Source organism: Streptomyces sp. NPDC058880 (assembly GCF_042742535.1).
In the GTDB taxonomy this organism is placed as follows: Bacteria; Actinomycetota; Actinomycetes; order Streptomycetales; family Streptomycetaceae; genus Streptomyces.
This window is the reverse complement of record NZ_JBHYMC010000096.1, coordinates 1-16,241: the sequence shown is the minus strand read 5'-3', so window position 1 is coordinate 16,241 and position 16,241 is coordinate 1. Positions and strand designations below refer to the sequence as shown.

At 74.2% G+C, this 16,241-nt stretch carries 11 protein-coding genes; 2 read left to right on the top strand and 9 right to left on the bottom strand.

The features are described from left to right. Nucleotides 1–74: 74 nt before the first annotated feature. The 7 genes from ACFW2G_RS31530 to ACFW2G_RS31500 all read right to left on the bottom strand — a co-directional run bounded on the left by ACFW2G_RS31530 (nt 75) and on the right by ACFW2G_RS31500 (nt 9,009). A complete protein-coding gene (locus ACFW2G_RS31530; RefSeq protein WP_052031070.1) occupies nt 75–683 on the bottom strand; it encodes a TetR/AcrR family transcriptional regulator in 609 nt (202 codons plus the stop codon). Continuing rightward, the gene (locus ACFW2G_RS31525) at nt 671–1,408 is read right to left on the bottom strand and encodes an enoyl-CoA hydratase family protein (RefSeq protein ID WP_384447694.1); all 738 of its coding nucleotides are present in this window, start codon (nt 1,406–1,408) and stop codon (nt 671–673) included. The genes ACFW2G_RS31530 and ACFW2G_RS31525 overlap by 13 nt, the downstream gene beginning before the upstream one ends. 378 nt (nt 1,409–1,786) lie before the next feature. Continuing rightward, on the bottom strand, nt 1,787–2,959 hold the full coding sequence (locus tag ACFW2G_RS31520) for an acyl-CoA dehydrogenase family protein (RefSeq protein WP_384447697.1): 1,173 nt from the start codon (nt 2,957–2,959) through the stop codon (nt 1,787–1,789). After that, entirely contained in the window at nt 2,956–4,866 is a 1,911-nt protein-coding gene (locus ACFW2G_RS31515; RefSeq protein ID WP_384583588.1) for a biotin carboxylase N-terminal domain-containing protein, read from the bottom strand. The genes ACFW2G_RS31520 and ACFW2G_RS31515 overlap by 4 nt, the downstream gene beginning before the upstream one ends. An 8-nt stretch (nt 4,867–4,874) precedes the next feature. Next, nucleotides 4,875–6,473 carry an acyl-CoA carboxylase subunit beta gene (locus ACFW2G_RS31510; RefSeq protein ID WP_384447703.1) on the bottom strand — a complete coding sequence of 533 codons (1,599 nt, stop codon included), beginning with the start codon at nt 6,471–6,473 and terminating at the stop codon, nt 4,875–4,877. Further along, nucleotides 6,470–8,230, bottom strand: coding sequence for an acyclic terpene utilization AtuA family protein (locus ACFW2G_RS31505; RefSeq protein WP_384583585.1), 1,761 nt, complete (start codon nt 8,228–8,230; stop codon nt 6,470–6,472). The genes ACFW2G_RS31510 and ACFW2G_RS31505 overlap by 4 nt, the downstream gene beginning before the upstream one ends. Next, nucleotides 8,230–9,009 carry a TIGR03084 family metal-binding protein gene (locus ACFW2G_RS31500; protein WP_384583600.1) on the bottom strand — a complete coding sequence of 260 codons (780 nt, stop codon included), beginning with the start codon at nt 9,007–9,009 and terminating at the stop codon, nt 8,230–8,232. The genes ACFW2G_RS31505 and ACFW2G_RS31500 overlap by 1 nt, the downstream gene beginning before the upstream one ends. Nucleotides 9,010–9,413: 404 nt before the next feature. On the opposite strand from ACFW2G_RS31500, the gene ACFW2G_RS31495 reads away from it, so the two are divergent. After that, nucleotides 9,414–11,036 carry a CocE/NonD family hydrolase gene (locus tag ACFW2G_RS31495; RefSeq protein ID WP_384583582.1) on the top strand — a complete coding sequence of 541 codons (1,623 nt, stop codon included), beginning with the start codon at nt 9,414–9,416 and terminating at the stop codon, nt 11,034–11,036. Nucleotides 11,037–11,220: 184 nt separating this feature from the next. On the opposite strand, the gene ACFW2G_RS31490 is transcribed toward ACFW2G_RS31495, so the two are convergent. Beyond that, nucleotides 11,221–12,156, bottom strand: coding sequence for a DMT family transporter (locus ACFW2G_RS31490; protein ID WP_384447715.1), 936 nt, complete (start codon nt 12,154–12,156; stop codon nt 11,221–11,223). Nucleotides 12,157–12,213: 57 nt separating this feature from the next. Beyond that, the gene (locus ACFW2G_RS31485) at nt 12,214–14,985 is read right to left on the bottom strand and encodes an FAD-binding and (Fe-S)-binding domain-containing protein (RefSeq protein WP_384447718.1); all 2,772 of its coding nucleotides are present in this window, start codon (nt 14,983–14,985) and stop codon (nt 12,214–12,216) included. Between the two features lie 85 nt (nt 14,986–15,070). Here ACFW2G_RS31485 and serC point away from each other — a divergent pair, with 85 nt between their 5' ends. Beyond that, nucleotides 15,071–16,189 (top strand): phosphoserine transaminase, encoded by a 1,119-nt coding sequence (serC, locus tag ACFW2G_RS31480; protein WP_037924827.1) that lies wholly within the window; start codon nt 15,071–15,073, stop codon nt 16,187–16,189. Nucleotides 16,190–16,241: the final 52 nt, after the last annotated feature.

Sequence of the window (16,241 nt, the reverse complement as noted above, 5' to 3'; positions counted from 1 at the left end):
CCCCGGACCACTCCGGGCGCGGCGCCCCCGTGGTGTCTTCCGGACCCGGCGGCCTGTCGGGCGCTGGTGTGCGCTCAGCCGAGAGCCGCGTCGAGGATGCGCGACCACTGGGCCACGACACGGTCGCGGCGGGCCGCGTCGTCGGTCAGCACGTTCGCCAGCCCCAGGCCGCGGGCCATGTCGAGGAGGCCCTGCACGGTCTCCCGTACGCCGGGTACGGACTCGTCGGCGCCCAGCAGCTCGACCGCGATGCGATGGGTCTCGCGGCCGACCCGGGCCTCCAGCTCAGTGACCCTCGGGCGGAGCTGCTCCTCGTTGGAGGCGGCGACCCAGAGTTGGAGCGCTGCCCGGAAGAGGGCGCCCGTGTACAGGTCGACCAGCGCCTCCACCACGGCCGGGCGGGCGGCCGGACCGGCGTGGAAGAGGTCGCGCAGGGCGGTGGAGCGTTCCTCGGCCACGTACTCGACGGCGGCGGTGAACAGGTCCTCGCGGGTCGGGAAGTGGTGCTGGGCGGCTCCGCGGGAGACACCGGCGCGTTCGGCGACGACGGACACGGTGGAACCGGCCCAGCCGTGCTCGGCCAGGCAGGACACGGCCGCCTCCAGCAGGTGGCGGCGGGTGACGCGGCTGCGCGCCTGCTTGGGGCCGGTTGCGGCGGACGCCGCGCCCGTCACCGTGCCCATGACGGGTCCCGGCGTTCGAGGCGGGCGGTGATGCCCTCGCGGGCCTCGGCGGAGCCGAAGTGGTGCGCGGACAGTGCGGTGAGGGCGGCTCCGTCCCGCGCGAGAGCCGCGCGTACCGGTGCGGTGACCAGTCGTTTGGTCGCGGCGAGTGCCTGCGGTCCGGCCTTGCGCAGGCCCGCGAGGACAGGTGCGAGGGCCTCGTCGACGTCCTCCCCGTGCAGGGTGAGCAGACCGATCCGTGCGGCCTCGGCGGCGTCGAAGGCCTCGGCGGTCAGGACGTAGCGGGCTGCGGCGCGCGGATCGAGGCGGGGCAGGAGCGGCGCGGAGATGACGGCGGGGACCACACCCAGGTGGGTCTCCGTGAAGGCGTACGAGGACGTCGGGCCGGCGGCGGCGATGTCGCAGACGCCGAGCAGGCCGAGGCCGCCGGCCCGGACGTGTCCCGTGACCCGGGCGACGACGGGCTGGGGCAGCTCGGCGATCTCGCGGAGCAGGGCGACGAAGTCGGCCGGGGCGGTGGGGGACGTGAGGTCGGCGCCGGAGCAGAAGGTGGAACCGGTGTGCGTGAGGACGACGGCGCGTACGTCGGGGTCCGCGGCGGCCGCGGCGAAGGCGGCCCGGAGGTCGGCGACGAGCGCGGCGGAGAGCGCGTTGCGGTTGGCCGGGGAATCGAGGGTCAGGGTGGTGACTCCGGCCGCCGTTGTGGCGTGGACGGGTGTGGCCATGGCTCCTCCGGAGCGGTGGGCGGGGTGTACGGGTCCTCCGGGGGGGAGGTTATGCGGTGGCCCGTGTGGGGAGTTCGGCGGTGTCCGGGGCGGGACCGCGCCAGCGCCCCGGCCCCGGGCTCGCCCCTGCGGAGCACGGTCGGCGCGCGGCCCGGCCGCCTCGGACAGGCGGACCCGCCCCCGGACAGGCGGACCCGCCCCCGGACAGGCGGATCCGACCCCGGCGGGGCGGGGCAGTACCCCGAGGCCCGGCCGAACCCTGTGCGGGCCGGTCCGCGCGCGGTGCGGGCCGGTGCCCGGCGGGCGGGCCGCCCGGACGTGGGCGGGGCGGTGGCCGCGCGACCACCGGGCCGACTCCGCCGAGCGCCCCGCAGGGGCTCAGTACGACTTGGGGAGGCCAAGGGTCTGGTGGGAGACGAAGTTGAGGATCATCTCGCGGCTGACCGGGGCGATACGGGCCACGCGGGAGGCGGTGATGAGTGAGCCCAGGCCGTATTCGCGGGTGAGTCCGTTGCCGCCGAGGGTGTGGACGGACTGGTCCACGGCACGGACGCAGGCCTCGGCCGCGGCGTACTTCGCCATGTTCGCGGCCTCGCCCGCGCCCATGTCGTCACCCGCGTCGTACAGGGCGGCTGCCTTCCCGGTCATGAGGCGGGCCAGTTCCAGCTCGATGTGGGCCTGGGCCAGCGGGTGGGCCACGGCCTGGTGGGCTCCGATCGGCTCCTTCCACACCTGGCGGGTCTTCGCGTACTCGACGGCTCGGGCGAGGGCGTAGCGGCCCATGCCGATGGCGAAGGCGGCGGTCATGATGCGTTCGGGGTTGAGACCGGCGAAGAGCTGGAGGAGGCCCGCGTCCTCGTCGCCGACCAGGGCCGAGGCGGGCAGGCGTACCTCGTCCAGGGTGAGTTCGAACTGTTTCTCCGCCGCCTGCAGCTCCATGTCGATGGCCGAGCGGCCGAAGCCCGGGGTGTCGCGCGGGACGATGAACAGGCAGGGCTTGAGGGTGGGTGCGGCCCCGCCGGGTGATGCGGTCTCGGTGCGGCCGACGATGAGGGTGGCGTCGGCGATGTCGACGCCGGAGATGAAGACCTTGCGGCCGGTGAGGATCCAGTCGTCGCCGTCGCGGCGGGCCGTGGTGGTGATGCGGTGGGAGTTGGATCCGGCGTCGGGTTCGGTGATGCCGAAGGCCATGGTGCGGCTGCCGTCGGCGAGGCCGGGGAGCCAGCTCCGCTTCTGGTCGTCGGTGCCGAAGCGGGCGATGACGGTCCCGCAGATGGCGGGCGAGACGACCATCATGAGCAGCGGACAGCCCGCGGCGCCCAGCTCTTCGAGGACGATGGCCAGTTCGGCGATGCCGCTGCCTCCGCCGCCGTACTCCTCGGGGAGGTTGACGCCGAGGTAGCCGAGCTTCGCGGCCTCGGCCCACAGTTCGTCGGGGTGGCCGCCCTCGCGGGCGACGCGGTCGAGGTAGGCGCGGCCGTAGCGCTGCCCGAGGGCGGCGACGGCGGCGCGCAGGGCACGGTGTTCGGCGGACTCGATGGTGGGGCTCATGGCTGCGGTTCCTCCTGGACTACGGCGAGCAGGGCGCCGAATTCGACCTGTTGGCCGGTGACGGCGTGGAGCGCGGTGAGCGTGCCGGTGGCCGGAGCGAGGATGCGGTGCTCCATCTTCATGGCCTCCAGCCAGAGCAGGGGCTGCCCGGCGGTGACGGCGCTGCCGGGGGCGAGGCCCTCGGCGACGCGGACGACGGTGCCGGGCATGGGGGCGAGCAGGGAGCCCGGTTCGGTGCGGTCCTGGGGGTCCGGGAACCGGGGGACGGGGGTGAGGGTGTGGGATCCGAGCGGGGAGTCGACGTAGACCTCGGTGTTGCTCGCATTTCGTTTCACGTGGAACATCCGCCGGATGCCGTCGACTTCGAGGGTGACGAGGTGTCGTTCGGCCGACACCACTCGAACGCCGGGGTGGTCGACGGGGTGGTACTGGACCTCGTACGTGGTGCCGGCGCCGGTGTAGCGGCGGGTCTGCGGCTGGGAGCGGAGGTTGCGCCAGCCGCCGAGGCGGGCGGCGAGAGGCGCGTCCGGGGCGGGGGCGGCCTCGGCGAGAGCGGCGGCGAGAGCGGCGGTACCGGCGTCCGGGGCGGTGTCGGTGAGGGTGGCGAGGTGGCGCTCGTAGAAGCCGGTGTCGAGGTGTGCGGCGGTGAACTCGGGGTGGCGCAGGGAGCCGACGAGGAGTTCCCGGTTGGTGGTGAGCCCGTGGATGCGGGCTCCGGCGAGGGCGTGGGCGAGGGCGCGGACGGCTTCGGCGCGGGTGGGGGCATGGGCGACGACCTTGGCGAGCATGGGGTCGTAGTGGATGCCGACGGTGTCGCCGTCGGCGAAGCCGGTGTCGACGCGGACCCGGCCGGGGATGTCCAGGGTGTGCAGGACACCGGTCTGGGGGCGCCAGTCCTGGGCGGGGTCCTCGGCGTAGAGCCGGGCCTCGACGGCGTGTCCGGTGGGCTCCGGGGGTGCCGGGGGCAGGGCAGCGCCCTCGGCGACGCGCAGCTGGAGGGCGACCAGGTCGAGGCCGAAGACGGCTTCGGTGACGGGGTGTTCGACCTGGAGGCGGGTGTTCATCTCCAGGAAGTACGGGCGCCCGTCGGCGGTGACGAGGAACTCCACGGTGCCCGCGCCCCGGTAGGAGACGGCGCGGGCCGCGGCGACGGCGGCGGTGTGGAGGCTCTCGCGCAGGGTGTCCGGCAGGCCGGGCGCGGGGGCCTCCTCGATGACCTTCTGGTGGCGGCGTTGGAGGGAGCAGTCGCGGGTGCCGAGGGCCCAGACGGTGCCGTGGGCGTCGGCGAGGATCTGTACCTCGACGTGCCGGCCGCGCTCCACGTAGGGCTCGGCGAAGACCTCGCCGTCGCCGAAGGCGGAGGCCGCTTCGGCCGACGCGGCGTGCAGGGCCTCCTTGAGCGCGTCGAGGTCGCGGACCAGGCGCATGCCGCGGCCGCCTCCGCCGGCCGCGGCCTTGAGCAGGAGGGGCAGGTCGGCGGGGGTGGCGGTGGCCGGGTCGACGGGGTCGAGGAGCGGGACGCCGGCGGCGCGCATCAGTTGCTTGGCCCGGGTCTTGGAGGCCATGGCCTCGATGGCCTCGGGGGGCGGGCCGACCCAGGTGAGCCCGGAGTCCTGGACCTGGCGGGCGAAGTCGGCGTTCTCGGACAGGAAGCCGTAGCCGGGGTGCACGGCGTCCGCCCCGGCGGCAAGCGCGGCTTTGATGACGAGATCGCCGCGCAGGTAGGTGTCGGCGGGGGCCGCGCCCGGCAGCCGCACGGCTGCGTCGGCCGCGCGGACGTGCAGGGCGTCGGCGTCCGGGTCGGAGTGGACGGCCACGGTGGCCAGGCCGAGATCGCGGGCGGTGCGGAAGATCCGTACGGCGATCTCGCCCCGGTTGGCGACGAGGAGGGAGGTCAGGTGCGTCATGTGAGGGCTCACATCCGAAAGACGCCGAAGCCGCCACGGGCGCCCTCGACGGGGGCGTTGTGGACGGCCGACAGGCACAGGCCGAGGACGGTACGGGTGTCGCGCGGGTCGATGACGCCGTCGTCGTAGAGCCGCCCGGACAGGAACATCGGGAGGGACTCGGACTCGATCTGCGCCTCGACGAAGGCCCGCATGCCGGCGTCCTGTTCCTCGTCGTAGGGAAGTCCCTTGGCGGCGGCGGACTGCCGGGACACGATGGAGAGGACTCCGGCGAGCTGCTGGGGGCCCATGACGGCGGATTTGGCGCTGGGCCATGCGAAGAGGAAGCGGGGCTCGTAGGCGCGGCCGCACATGCCGTAGTGGCCCGCGCCGTAGCTGGCGCCGATGAGCACGGACAGGTGCGGGACCTTCGAGTTGGAGACGGCGTTGATCATCATCGAGCCGTGTTTGACGATGCCGCCCTGCTCGTACTCCTTGCCGACCATGTAGCCGGTGGTGTTGTGGAGGAACAGGAGCGGGATGTCGCGCTGGTTGGCGAGCTGGATGAACTGTGCGGCCTTCTGGGACTCGGGGCTGAACAGCACGCCCTGTGCGTTGGCGAGGATGCCCACCGGGTAGCCGTGCAGGGTGGCCCAGCCGGTGACGAGGCTGGTGCCGTAGAGCGGCTTGAACTCGTCGAAGTCGGAGGCGTCGACGATGCGGGCGATGACTTCGCGGGGGTCGAAGGGGGTCTTCAGGTCGGGCGGGACGATCCCGAGGAGCTCCTCCGGGTCGTAGAGGGGCTCCTCGGCCTTGGGCGGGTCCTGGTGGGGCTTGCGGTGGTTCAGGCGGGCCGCGATGCGGCGGGCCTGGCGGATGGCGTCGTACTCGTCGAGGGCGTAGTGGTCGGCGAGTCCGGAGGTGCGGGCGTGCATGTCGGCCCCGCCGAGGGACTCGTCGTCGCTCTCCTCGCCGGTGGCCATCTTGACCAGGGGCGGGCCGCCGAGGAACACCTTCGACCGGTCCTTGATCATGATGGTGTGGTCGGACATGCCGGGGATGTACGCCCCTCCGGCGGTGGAGTTGCCGAAGACCACCGCGACGGTCGGGATGCCCTCCGCGGAGAGCCGGGTGAGGTCGCGGAAGATCGCGCCGCCCGGGATGAAGATCTCCTTCTGGGAGGGCAGGTCGGCCCCGCCGGACTCCACGAGGCTGATGACGGGCAGGCGGTTCTGCCGGGCGATCTCGTTGGCCCGCAGCGCCTTCTTCAGCGTCCAGGGGTTGCTCGCGCCGCCGCGGACGGTGGGGTCGTTGGCGGTGACCAGGCACTCGACGCCCTCGACGGTGCCGATGCCGGTGACCATGGAGGCCCCGACGGGGTAGTCGCTGCCCCAGGCGGCGAGCGGGGACAGCTCCAGGAACGGCGTGTCGGGGTCGAGGAGCAGCTCGACGCGTTCGCGCGCCAGGAGCTTGCCTCGTTTCTTGTGGCGGGCCGTGTACCTGTCCCCGCCGCCCTCCAGGGCCTTGGCGTGCTCGGCGCCGAGGGCGTCGAGGCGCTCCAGCGCGGCCGTGCGGGCCCTGGTGTGCTCGGGGGCGTGCGGGTCGACGGTGGTGCGCAGACGGGTCATGGGCCGGTCCCCTCCGGGGGCGGGAGCAGGTGGACGGGGATGTCGAGGTGGCGGGCGCGCAGCCATTCGCCGAGGGCCTTGGCCTGGGGGTCGAAGCGGTGGCCGGAGGCGACACCGTCGCCGAGGATGCCGGTGACCGTGAAGTTCAGGGCACGCAGTCCCGGGAGTTCGTGCCGGTGCACGGCGAGGCCGCGGGTCTCGGGGAGCAGGGCCCGGAACCGGTCGACGGTCAGGGTGTCGCGCAGCCAGTCCCAGGCAGGGTCGGAGCGGACCCAGACTCCGACGTTGGCGTCGCCGCCCTTGTCGCCGCTGCGGGCCCCGGCCAGCACGCCGAGGGGGGCGCGGACGGTCTCCCGGGACTCCGCCCGGCACCCGGCGGGGGCTGCGGCCCCGGCCTCTTTGGAGGGCCCTCGCCCGTCTGCGGTGGGGGCCCCTCCCCCGGACCGTCGTGCCTCGGACACCGGTGGGGCCGGGACGGGGACGGTCATCGGCATCCGGGTGCCGTCCGGGAGGACCGCGGTGTGCGGGACCTGATCCGCGGGGACGAAGACCGAGGAGAAGACCCCGTACGGCTGGGCCGGGCCGGGCGGGGCCGTGACGTGGAAGCCCGGGTAACTGCCGAGGGCGAGCTCGACGGCCGTCGAGGTCAGGGCCCGGCCGACCCGGTCCGGGGACGGGTCGCGGACCACCAGGCGCAGCAGGGCGCTCGCCGCCTCCTCCGTGTCGGCGTCCGTGTGGTCGGTTCGGGCCAGGGTCCAGACGGCGTCGGCGACGCCCTCCAGGGTCTCGGCGAGCTGGGAGCGGACCAGTTGCGCCTTCGCCTCGATGTCGAGGCCGGTGAGGACGAAGACCACCTCGTTGCGCCAGCCGCCGAGCCGGGTCACGCCCACCTTGAGGGTGGCGGGCGGGCGCTCCCCGCGCGTTCCCGTGACGCGTACGCGGTCGACGCCGTCGCCGGTCAGCCGGACGGTGTCCAGGCGGACCGTGACGTCCGGGCCCGGGTAGCGGATGCCCTGTGTCTCGTAGAGGAGTTGGGCGGTGACGGTGCCGGTGGTGACGGCTCCGCCGGTGCCGGGGTGTTTGGTGATGACCGCCGAGCCGTCCTCGGAGATCTCCGCGAGCGGGAAGCCGGGGCGCTGGACGTCGTGGGCGGTGAAGAAGGAGTAGTTGCCGCCGGTGGCCTGGGTGCCGCATTCCAGGACATGGCCCGCGACCACCGCTCCCGCCAGCCGGTCGTGGTCCTCCGGGGTCCAGTCGAACCACCAGGCCGCCGGGCCGCTGACCAGTGCGGCGTCCGTGACCCGGCCGGTGACGACCACGTCGGCGCCGGCCCGCAGGCAGGCGGTGATCCCGGCGCCGCCGAGGTAGGCGTTGGCCGTCAGGGCGCCGTCCTGGCGGGCGGTGAGGTCGTCGCCCTCGACGTGGGCCACGGAGACGGGCACACCCACCGTGGCCGCCAGTTTCCGCACGGCGTCGGCGAGTCCGGCCGGATGGAGGCCGCCCGCGTTCGTGACGATCCGTACGCCCCGTTCGTGCGCGAGCCCGAGGCCCTCCTCCAACTGGCGCAGGAAGGTCTTGGCGTAGCCGAGGTCGGGGTTCTTCAGGCGGTCCCGGCCCAGGATCAGCAGGGTCAGCTCGGCCAGGTAGTCCCCGGTCAGCACATCGAGGGGACCGCCGGTGAGCATCTCGCGCAGGGCACTGAAGCGGTCCCCGTAGAAACCGGACGCGTTGCCGATGCGCAGCGGCCGCCGGTTCATCAGGCGGTCCCCCGGTCCGGTCCGGCGCCCGGCTCGCGCCCCGCTCCCGCAGGTCCGGCGAAGGCCTGGGCGATGTCCAGCCAGCGCTCGGCGTCCGGGCCGGTCGCCGTCAGGGCCAGGTCGGCGCGGTGGGCGCGCCGGGTCACCAGCAGGCAGAAGTCGAGGGCCGGGCCGGTGACCCGCTGCGGGGCCTGCGGCGGCCCGTACGCCCAGACCCGCGCGCCGTCGGGGGCGGCCAGCTCCACCCGGAACTCCCCCTCGGGCGCGGGCAGTCCGCGTACGGCGTGGGCGTAGTCGCGGGCTCGTACGCCGATGCGCGCCACATGGCGCAGCCGGGCGGTCGGGGTGCGGCGCACTCCGAGCGCGTCGGCGACGTCCTGGCCGTGCGCCCAGGTCTCCATCAGGCGGGCGCCGGCCATCGAGGCGGCCTTCATGGGCGGCCCGTACCAGGGGAATCGGGTGTCGGACGAGGCGCTGGCCAGGGCCTGCGCAAGCGCGTCGCGCGTGTCCCGCCAGCGGCTGAGGAGCTCGGCGGGCGGCAGCGCCGCGCCCTCGCGCGCGCCGTCGTCGACGAAGGAGTCGGGGGCCTTCAGTGCTTCCTCGACCATGGCGCCGAAGCCGGTGGCGTCGGTGAGGGAGAGCAGCGAGGCCCGGTCGGTCCAGTGCAGATGGGCGATCTGGTGGGCGATGGTCCAGCCGGGCGCGGGAGTGGGCCGGGCCCAGTGGGGGGCGGGCAACCGCTCCACGAGGGCGTCGAGTTCGCGTCCCTCCTCGCGCAGATCGGTGAAGACGGCGACGGCGTCGTCGACGGCGGCGGCGTCGTCGACGGCGGCGGCGGTGGACGAATCGGGCACGATGCGCTCCCCTTCTCGGCGTGAGGGGAAGACTGGCAGCAGCCAAGAAAACAATCAAGCACGCTTGCATGATTTTTTCGAGCGACCCTCGCCGAGTGGCGTCTTCTCGCCACCCGACCCAAACCAGTTGAATCCGCGGGCAGTTGATCCACACCGGGACGGAGTGCAGGTCTCACGGCGCGACCGCGCCGGAGAGCACGGAGGGCGATTCAGGCCGTAAGCCGGAAACCCGCGAAACGTCACCGGATGTCCCGTCGATACTGAACGCTCCGCTCCGGGCCCGGGCGGGCGACCACGTTCGTGTCACTCGACGAAGAGGATGAACTGACGTGACCCCAGCCGCCCGACCCTCCTTCTCCCTCTATCCCGAACTCGATGCGACCGCCCTCGGCGCCTTCGTCTCCGCGCTGGAGAGCGGCGACGTCACCGGCCTGCCGCCCGCCCGCGCCGCCGGGGTCGCCGAGGCCCGCGCCCGCAGCGTCTTCACCCGCGGCAAGGTCACCGGCGCCGACGGCGACCTCCTCGACGCGGCCCTGTGGCGGCACACCGGGATCCGGCCCCGCCCGATGATCGTCATGCCCTCGCCCTGGACCAGCCTGGGCTGGCTCGTCTACGCCGTGCAGGCCACGCTGTTCGCGGCCCGCGGCTACGACGTCATCGCCTACTCGGCCCGCGGCTTCGGCGGCTCCGAGGGACAGGTCGACGTGGCCGGCCCGCTCGACGTGGCCGACGGCAGCCGCGCCCTGGACCACCTGATCGAGCGCAGCACCGGCCCCGTGACGAAGGTCGGCTTCCTCGGGGCCTCGTACGGCTCGGGCATCGGCCAGCTGGTCGCCGCGCACGACACCCGGGTCGACGCCGTGGTCGCACTCAGCAGCTGGGGCGACCTCGGCGAGGCCTTCCACGAGAACTCCACCCGGCACGTGGCAGCGGTGCGGGCCCTGCTCGAAGCGGCGGCGAAGGCCCGGCTGAGCCCACAGACGCGGAGCGCCTTCGACCACCTGCTGACCGGCAGCGACATCCGGGGCGTCCTGCGGTGGGCCGAGGTCCGCTCGCCCCTCACCCACGTCAAGGAACTCAACCGCCGCCAGGTTCCGGTCTTCTTCTCGCACGCCTGGCACGAGACCCTCTTCCCGCTCAACCAGACCCTCAGGATGTTCAACGAGCTCACCGGGCCCAAGCGGCTCGCCGTCTCCGTCGGGGACCACTCCGGCCCCGAGACGGCGGGCGTCCTCGGCCTGCCGAACCGGATCTGGACCGACGCCCACCGCTGGTTCGACCACCACCTCAAGGGCATCGACAACGGCATCGACGGCGAGGGGCAGTTCCTCGGCGAGGTCATGTGGAGCAGAACCCTCGAACCCCGCCCGACCTGGCCCTCCGCCACCGAACGGCTGCACCGCCTCTACCTCGCGGGCGACGGCGGGCTCGGGCCCGAGACGGTGGCCGGATGGACGGCGACCGTGCTGTGCGGGATGGACACCCCGGCGACCGTCGCCGACAGCGTCGTCGCGTCCGGGTACGCGGAGATGGCCGGCCGCCCGAAGGCCTACCCGGCCGAGGGGATCGACCGCACGGTCGCCGCCGTCTGGACGGCCGAACCGGCCGCGGAGACCGTCCGACTGCGCGGCACGCCCCGGCTCCGCGTGACCTACCGGGCCGCGAACCCGGGCTCCACCTTCGTCGCGTACCTCTTCGATGCGGGCCCGGACGGCACGGCCCACCTCATCACCCACGCTCCGTTCAGCGACCTCCAGTCACCGCCGGACAGCCTGATCAGCGCGGACATCGAGCTCCAGGCCACGGCGTACGACGTGCGGCGCGGCCACCGTCTGATGCTGGTGATCGACGCCCGCGACCCGTTCTACGCCGACGCCAACCTGCCCCGCGCGACGCTGGCCTTCACCTCGCCGGAGGCCACCCCGTCGTGCCTGGACCTCCCCCTCGGCTGATGCCGTGCGCCCGCCCAGCCGGTCCCCCGCGGCCGTCCGGGCGGGCGCACGCTCCACAGATGACGCACGGAACACAGCTCCGGTTGCAGGGTTCCGGACGGAGCGGGAACGGGATCTCGGCGGTCCGGTACGAGTGGGGCGCGGGGGCGGCTCCGGGGACGGCGGCCGGGCGGCCGGCCATCCCTCAGCCGGGCTGTTTTCCGATCTGGGAGCGGACCGCGCCCATGCTGGCCGCGATGACGAGGGCGATGGCCAGGGCGTCCAGCGCCGACAGGGCCTGGTTCAGGACGAGGAAGCCCGCGGTGGCGGCGATGGCGGGTTCCAGGCTCATCAGGATCGCGAAGGTGGGGGCCGGCATCCGTCGCAGCGCCAGGAGTTCCAGGGTGTAGGGCAGGACGGACGACAGTACGGCCACGCCCACGCCCAGGGCGAGGGTGCTCGGGACCAGCAGGTCCGAGCCCGCTTCGTAGACGCCCAGCGGCAGCGAGAGGACGGCGGCGGCGGCCATCGCCAGGGCCAGTCCGTCCGCCTGCGGGAACCGGCGGCCGGTGCGCGCGCTGAACACGATGTACGCGGCCCACATGGCGCCCGCGCCGAGCGCGAAGGCCGCGCCCAGCGGGTCGAGGGAGCCGAAGCCGAGGCCGCCGCCTCCGTGGCCGGACAGCAGGGCCACTCCGCCGAGGGCGAGGCCGGCCCACAGCAGATTCACCAGGCGGCGGGAGACCACGACGGACAGGGCCAGCGGCCCGAGGACCTCCAGGGTGACCGCCGGCCCGAGCGGGATCCGGTCGATGGCCTGGTAGAAGAGGCCGTTCATGGCGGCCATCGCCACGCCGAACGCGACCACGGTGCCCCAGTCGGAGCGCGTGTACCCGCGCACCTTCGGCCGGCACAGGAGCAGCAGCACGATCGCGGCGGCCGCGAGGCGCAGGGTGACCACGCCCGCAGCACCCGCCCTCGGCATGATCATGACGGCGAGGGCGGCACCGAACTGGACCGAGACACCCGCCGAGACCACCAGTGCCACCGGGCCGAAACGGGACCGGACCCCTGGGACGGAGGGGTCGGCGGAGTGTGCGGCGGCGGGGCTGGTCGTCGGGGACGCGGAAGGTGCGGGCATGCAGCCAGCCTAAGCCCTCGTAAGGAGTGTCGCCGCTTCTCTTTCCTTACATGCCCGTTAGGGCCGCGTGCCGGCTGCGGGCCCGTGGGACTCTTCGGCCGCCAGCCCTTCCGCGAGGAGTTCCACGAGGTGACGGGCCCGCACTCCGCCCAGCTCGGCGATCTGGGTCCGGCAGGAGAACCCGTCCGCCTGGACCAGCGCGCCCGGCGGGGCCGTGCGCAGCGACGGCAGGAGCTGCTCCTCCGCACAGGCCACCGACACCTGGTGGTGTCCCGGCTCGAAGCCGAAGTTCCCCGCGAGACCGCAGCAGCCTCCGGCCGGCTCCCCGGCGAGCCCGGCGCGCTCGCGCAGCCGGCGGTCGGCGCCGTCCCCGAGGACGGCGTGCTGGTGGCAGTGGGTCTGGCCGACCAGCGGACGGTTCAGACGGGGCGGCCGCCAGCCGGGCGCGTACTCCTCCAGGGTCTCGGCGACGGTGCGTACGGCGGCCGCCAGGCGGGCCGCGCGCGGGTCGGCGGGGAGCAGGGCGGGCAGGTCGGTGCGCAGGGCCGCGGCGCAGCTCGGTTCGAGGACGGTGACGGGTCCGGCGACCTCGCCGAGGGTGTCCAGGGTGCGGCGCAGGACCTTGCGGGCCCGGTCGAGGCGGCCGGTGGAGAGGTAGGTCAGGCCGCAGCAGATCCGGCCGCCGCCGCGGGGGACGGTCACGTCGAGGCCGGCCGCCCGGAGCACCCGGAGCGCGGCGTGGCCGACCTCGGGGGCGAGGTACTCCGTGAACGTGTCGGGCCACAGGACGACGGCCGGCCCGGACACGGGGCCGGCCGCACCCGCGCCCCGGGTGAACGGCCGCTTCGCGAGTTCCGGCAGGGCCCGTTCGCGGGCCAGGCCCGGCACGGGCACCGGCAGCAGGCGCAGGGCCGCGTTGACGGCGCCCGCCGCCCGCAGGCGGTGGATCAGGCGCAGCCATCCCGGCAGGCCGCCGAGCGTGTAGTGGGCCGCCGGCCGGATGCGGCCGGCCCAGTGGTGGTGCAGGAACTCCGACTTGTACGCGGCCATGTCGACGCCGACCGGGCAGTCGCTGCGGCAGCCCTTGCACCCCAGGCACAGGTCGAGGGCCTCGGCGACCTCCGGCGAACGCCAGCCGCCGGTGACGACCTCCCCGGCGAGCATCTCGTGGAGCAGCCGCGCGCGGCCGCGCGTGGAGTGCTGTTCCTCGCCGGTGGCCCGGTAGGAGGGGCACATCACGCCCGGTCCGCCCGGCTCGCCGGTCCGGCACTTGGCGACGCCGACGCACCGTGCGACCTCGGCGGCGAACGGGGTGGCCGGGAGGACCTCGAAGCGGAGGTTCTCGTCCAGCCGGGCGGGCCTGACCAGCATCCCCGGGTTCATCCCGCCCGCCGGGTCCCACACGTCCTTGTAGGCGCCGAAGAGCCGGATCACCTCGTCGCCGTACATCTTCGGCAGGAGTTCGGCACGCGCCTGCCCGTCGCCGTGTTCGCCCGAGAGGGATCCGCCGTGGGCGACGACGAGATCGGCGAGTTCCTCGGAGAAGGCCCGGTAGCGGGTCCGGCCGGCCGCGGAGGCGAGGTCGAAGTCGATGCGCGCGTGGACGCAGCCCTCGCCGAAGTGCCCGTACGGGGTGCCGTGCAGCCCGTGGGCGGCCAGCAGGGACCGGAACTCCCTCAGGTACGCGCCCAGCCGGGCCGGCGGGACCGCGCAGTCCTCCCAACCGGGCCAGGCCATCCGCCCGTCGGGCGTTCTGGTCGCGGTGCCGGCGGCGTCCTCGCGGATCCGCCACAAGGCCCGCTGCCGGGCCGGGTCGGTGACCACCAGCACGTCCAGTGCGTCCGCGCCGCGGGCGACGGCCCGCGCCCCGCCCTCGTCCGGCATCTCGACGAACAGCCAGGCCCGCCCCCGGGGCAGTGCCGCGGGCCGGCCCGCCGGGCCGGCGGCCCCGCCCACCAGGTCCTCGGCCATGCCCTCGACCGTGAGCGGCCGGTACGGGAGCAGCCCGGCGGCCGCGTCCGCCGCCGCGCTCTCGTCGGAGTACCCGAGGACGGCCAGGACGGGCGCAGGCGGCAGTTCGACGAGGCGCACCACGGCCTCGGTGACCACGGCGAGGGTGCCTTCGCTGCCGCAGAAGGCCGGTGCGAGCCGCACACCGCGTTCGGGCAGCAGCGCGTCGAGGGCGCCGTAGCCGGAGATCCTCCGCGAGAAGGCGGGCGGCATGCCGGTGCGCAGCAGGCCGAGGTGCGCGCCGACGAGGTCCCGCAGGCCGTCCGGGGCGCCCTGCCAGCCGGTGCCGATGCGGTGGGGCACGCCCCCGTAGGCGGTCACGGCGAGTTCGGTGACGTTGTCGGCGGTGGTTCCCCAGGCCACGGAGTGGGCGCCGCACGCGTTGTTGCCGATCATGCCGCCCAGGGTGCAGCGGGAGTGGGTGGAGGGGTCGGGCCCGAAGGTCAGTCCGTACGGGCGCACCGCGTCCCGCAGCCGGTCGAGGACCAGGCCCGGCTGGACGACGGCGGTGCGGGCGGCCGGGTCGACGGACAGCAGGGCGTTCATGTGCCGGGTGAGGTCGAGGACCACGCCGACACCGGTGGCCTGCCCGGCGATGGAGGTGCCGCCGCCCCGCGGGACGACGGGCACGCCCGCGTCGGCGCACACCCGCAGTGCGGCCGCGACGTCGTCGGCGTCGCGCGGGGCGACGACGCCGAGGGGGACGCGCCGGTAGTTGGAGGCGTCCATGGTCACGAGGGCGCGTGCCGCGGCGCTGAAGTCCACCTCCCCGCGCAGCTCCGCCCGCAAGGTCCGCTCGACTTCACCGGGTGTCGTCACGGAGCCCAGCCTGCCACCGTCCCGCCGCGTCTCATCCGGTGGACGCGCTTCCGAAGCGTGGCTCCGGACCCGATACGCTCCGCTCGTGGCTGAGATCCAGATTCCCGCTGACATCAAGCCCGCCGACGGACGCTTCGGCGCGGGCCCCTCCAAGGTGCGGACCGAGGCGCTGGACGCCCTCGCCGCCACCGGTACCTCCCTGCTCGGAACCTCACACCGCCAGGCCCCGGTCAAGAACCTGGTCGGATCGGTGCGCCAGGGCATCCGGGACCTCTTCTCCCTCCCCGAGGGCTACGAGGTGATCCTGGGCAACGGCGGCTCCACCGCCTTCTGGGACATCGCGACCGCCGGTCTCATCGAGCGGAAGTCCCAGCACCTGACCTTCGGCGAGTTCTCCTCGAAGTTCGCCAAGGCGGCGAAGCTGGCGCCGTGGCTGGACGAGCCGTCCGTGATCTCCTCCGAGCCGGGCACGCACCCCGAGCCGGTGGCCGAGGCGGGTGTGGACGTGTACGCGTACACCCACAACGAGACCTCCACGGGTGTCGCCGCACCGGTCCGGCGGGTCGCGGGCGCGGACGCCGGGTCCCTCGTTCTGGTGGACGCGACCTCGGGCGCCGGCGGTCTGCCGGTGGACATCACCGAGACGGACGTCTACTACTTCGCGCCGCAGAAGTCTTTCGCCTCCGACGGCGGCCTGTGGCTGGCGGCGTTCTCCCCGGCGGCCCTGGAGCGCGCGGCCCGGGTGCACGCGTCGGGCCGGCACATCCCGGAGTTCTTCTCCCTGCCGACGGCGATCGACAACTCGCTGAAGAACCAGACGTACAACACCCCGGCGCTGGCCACGCTCTTCCTGCTGGACCAGCAGTTGGAGTGGATGAACGGCCAGGGCGGCCTGGAGTTCACCACGGGCCGTACGGCCGCCAGTGCGCGCCACCTGTACGGCTGGGCGGAGACGTCCAAGTACGCGACGCCGTTCGTCACCGACGCCGACAAGCGCTCCGCCGTCATCGGCACGATCGACTTCTCGGACGACATCGACGCGGCGGCCGTCGCGAAGGTGCTGCGCGCCAACGGGATCGTGGACACCGAGCCGTACCGCAAGCTCGGCCGCAACCAGCTGCGCATCGCGATGTTCCCCGCGATCGACCCCGCGGACGTCCAGGCGCTGACGGCCTGCATCGACTACGTGATCGAGAAGCTCTGACCGGAGTCCGTCCGGTACCGCGGGAGCCCCCGGTGACGTCCCGTCACCGGGG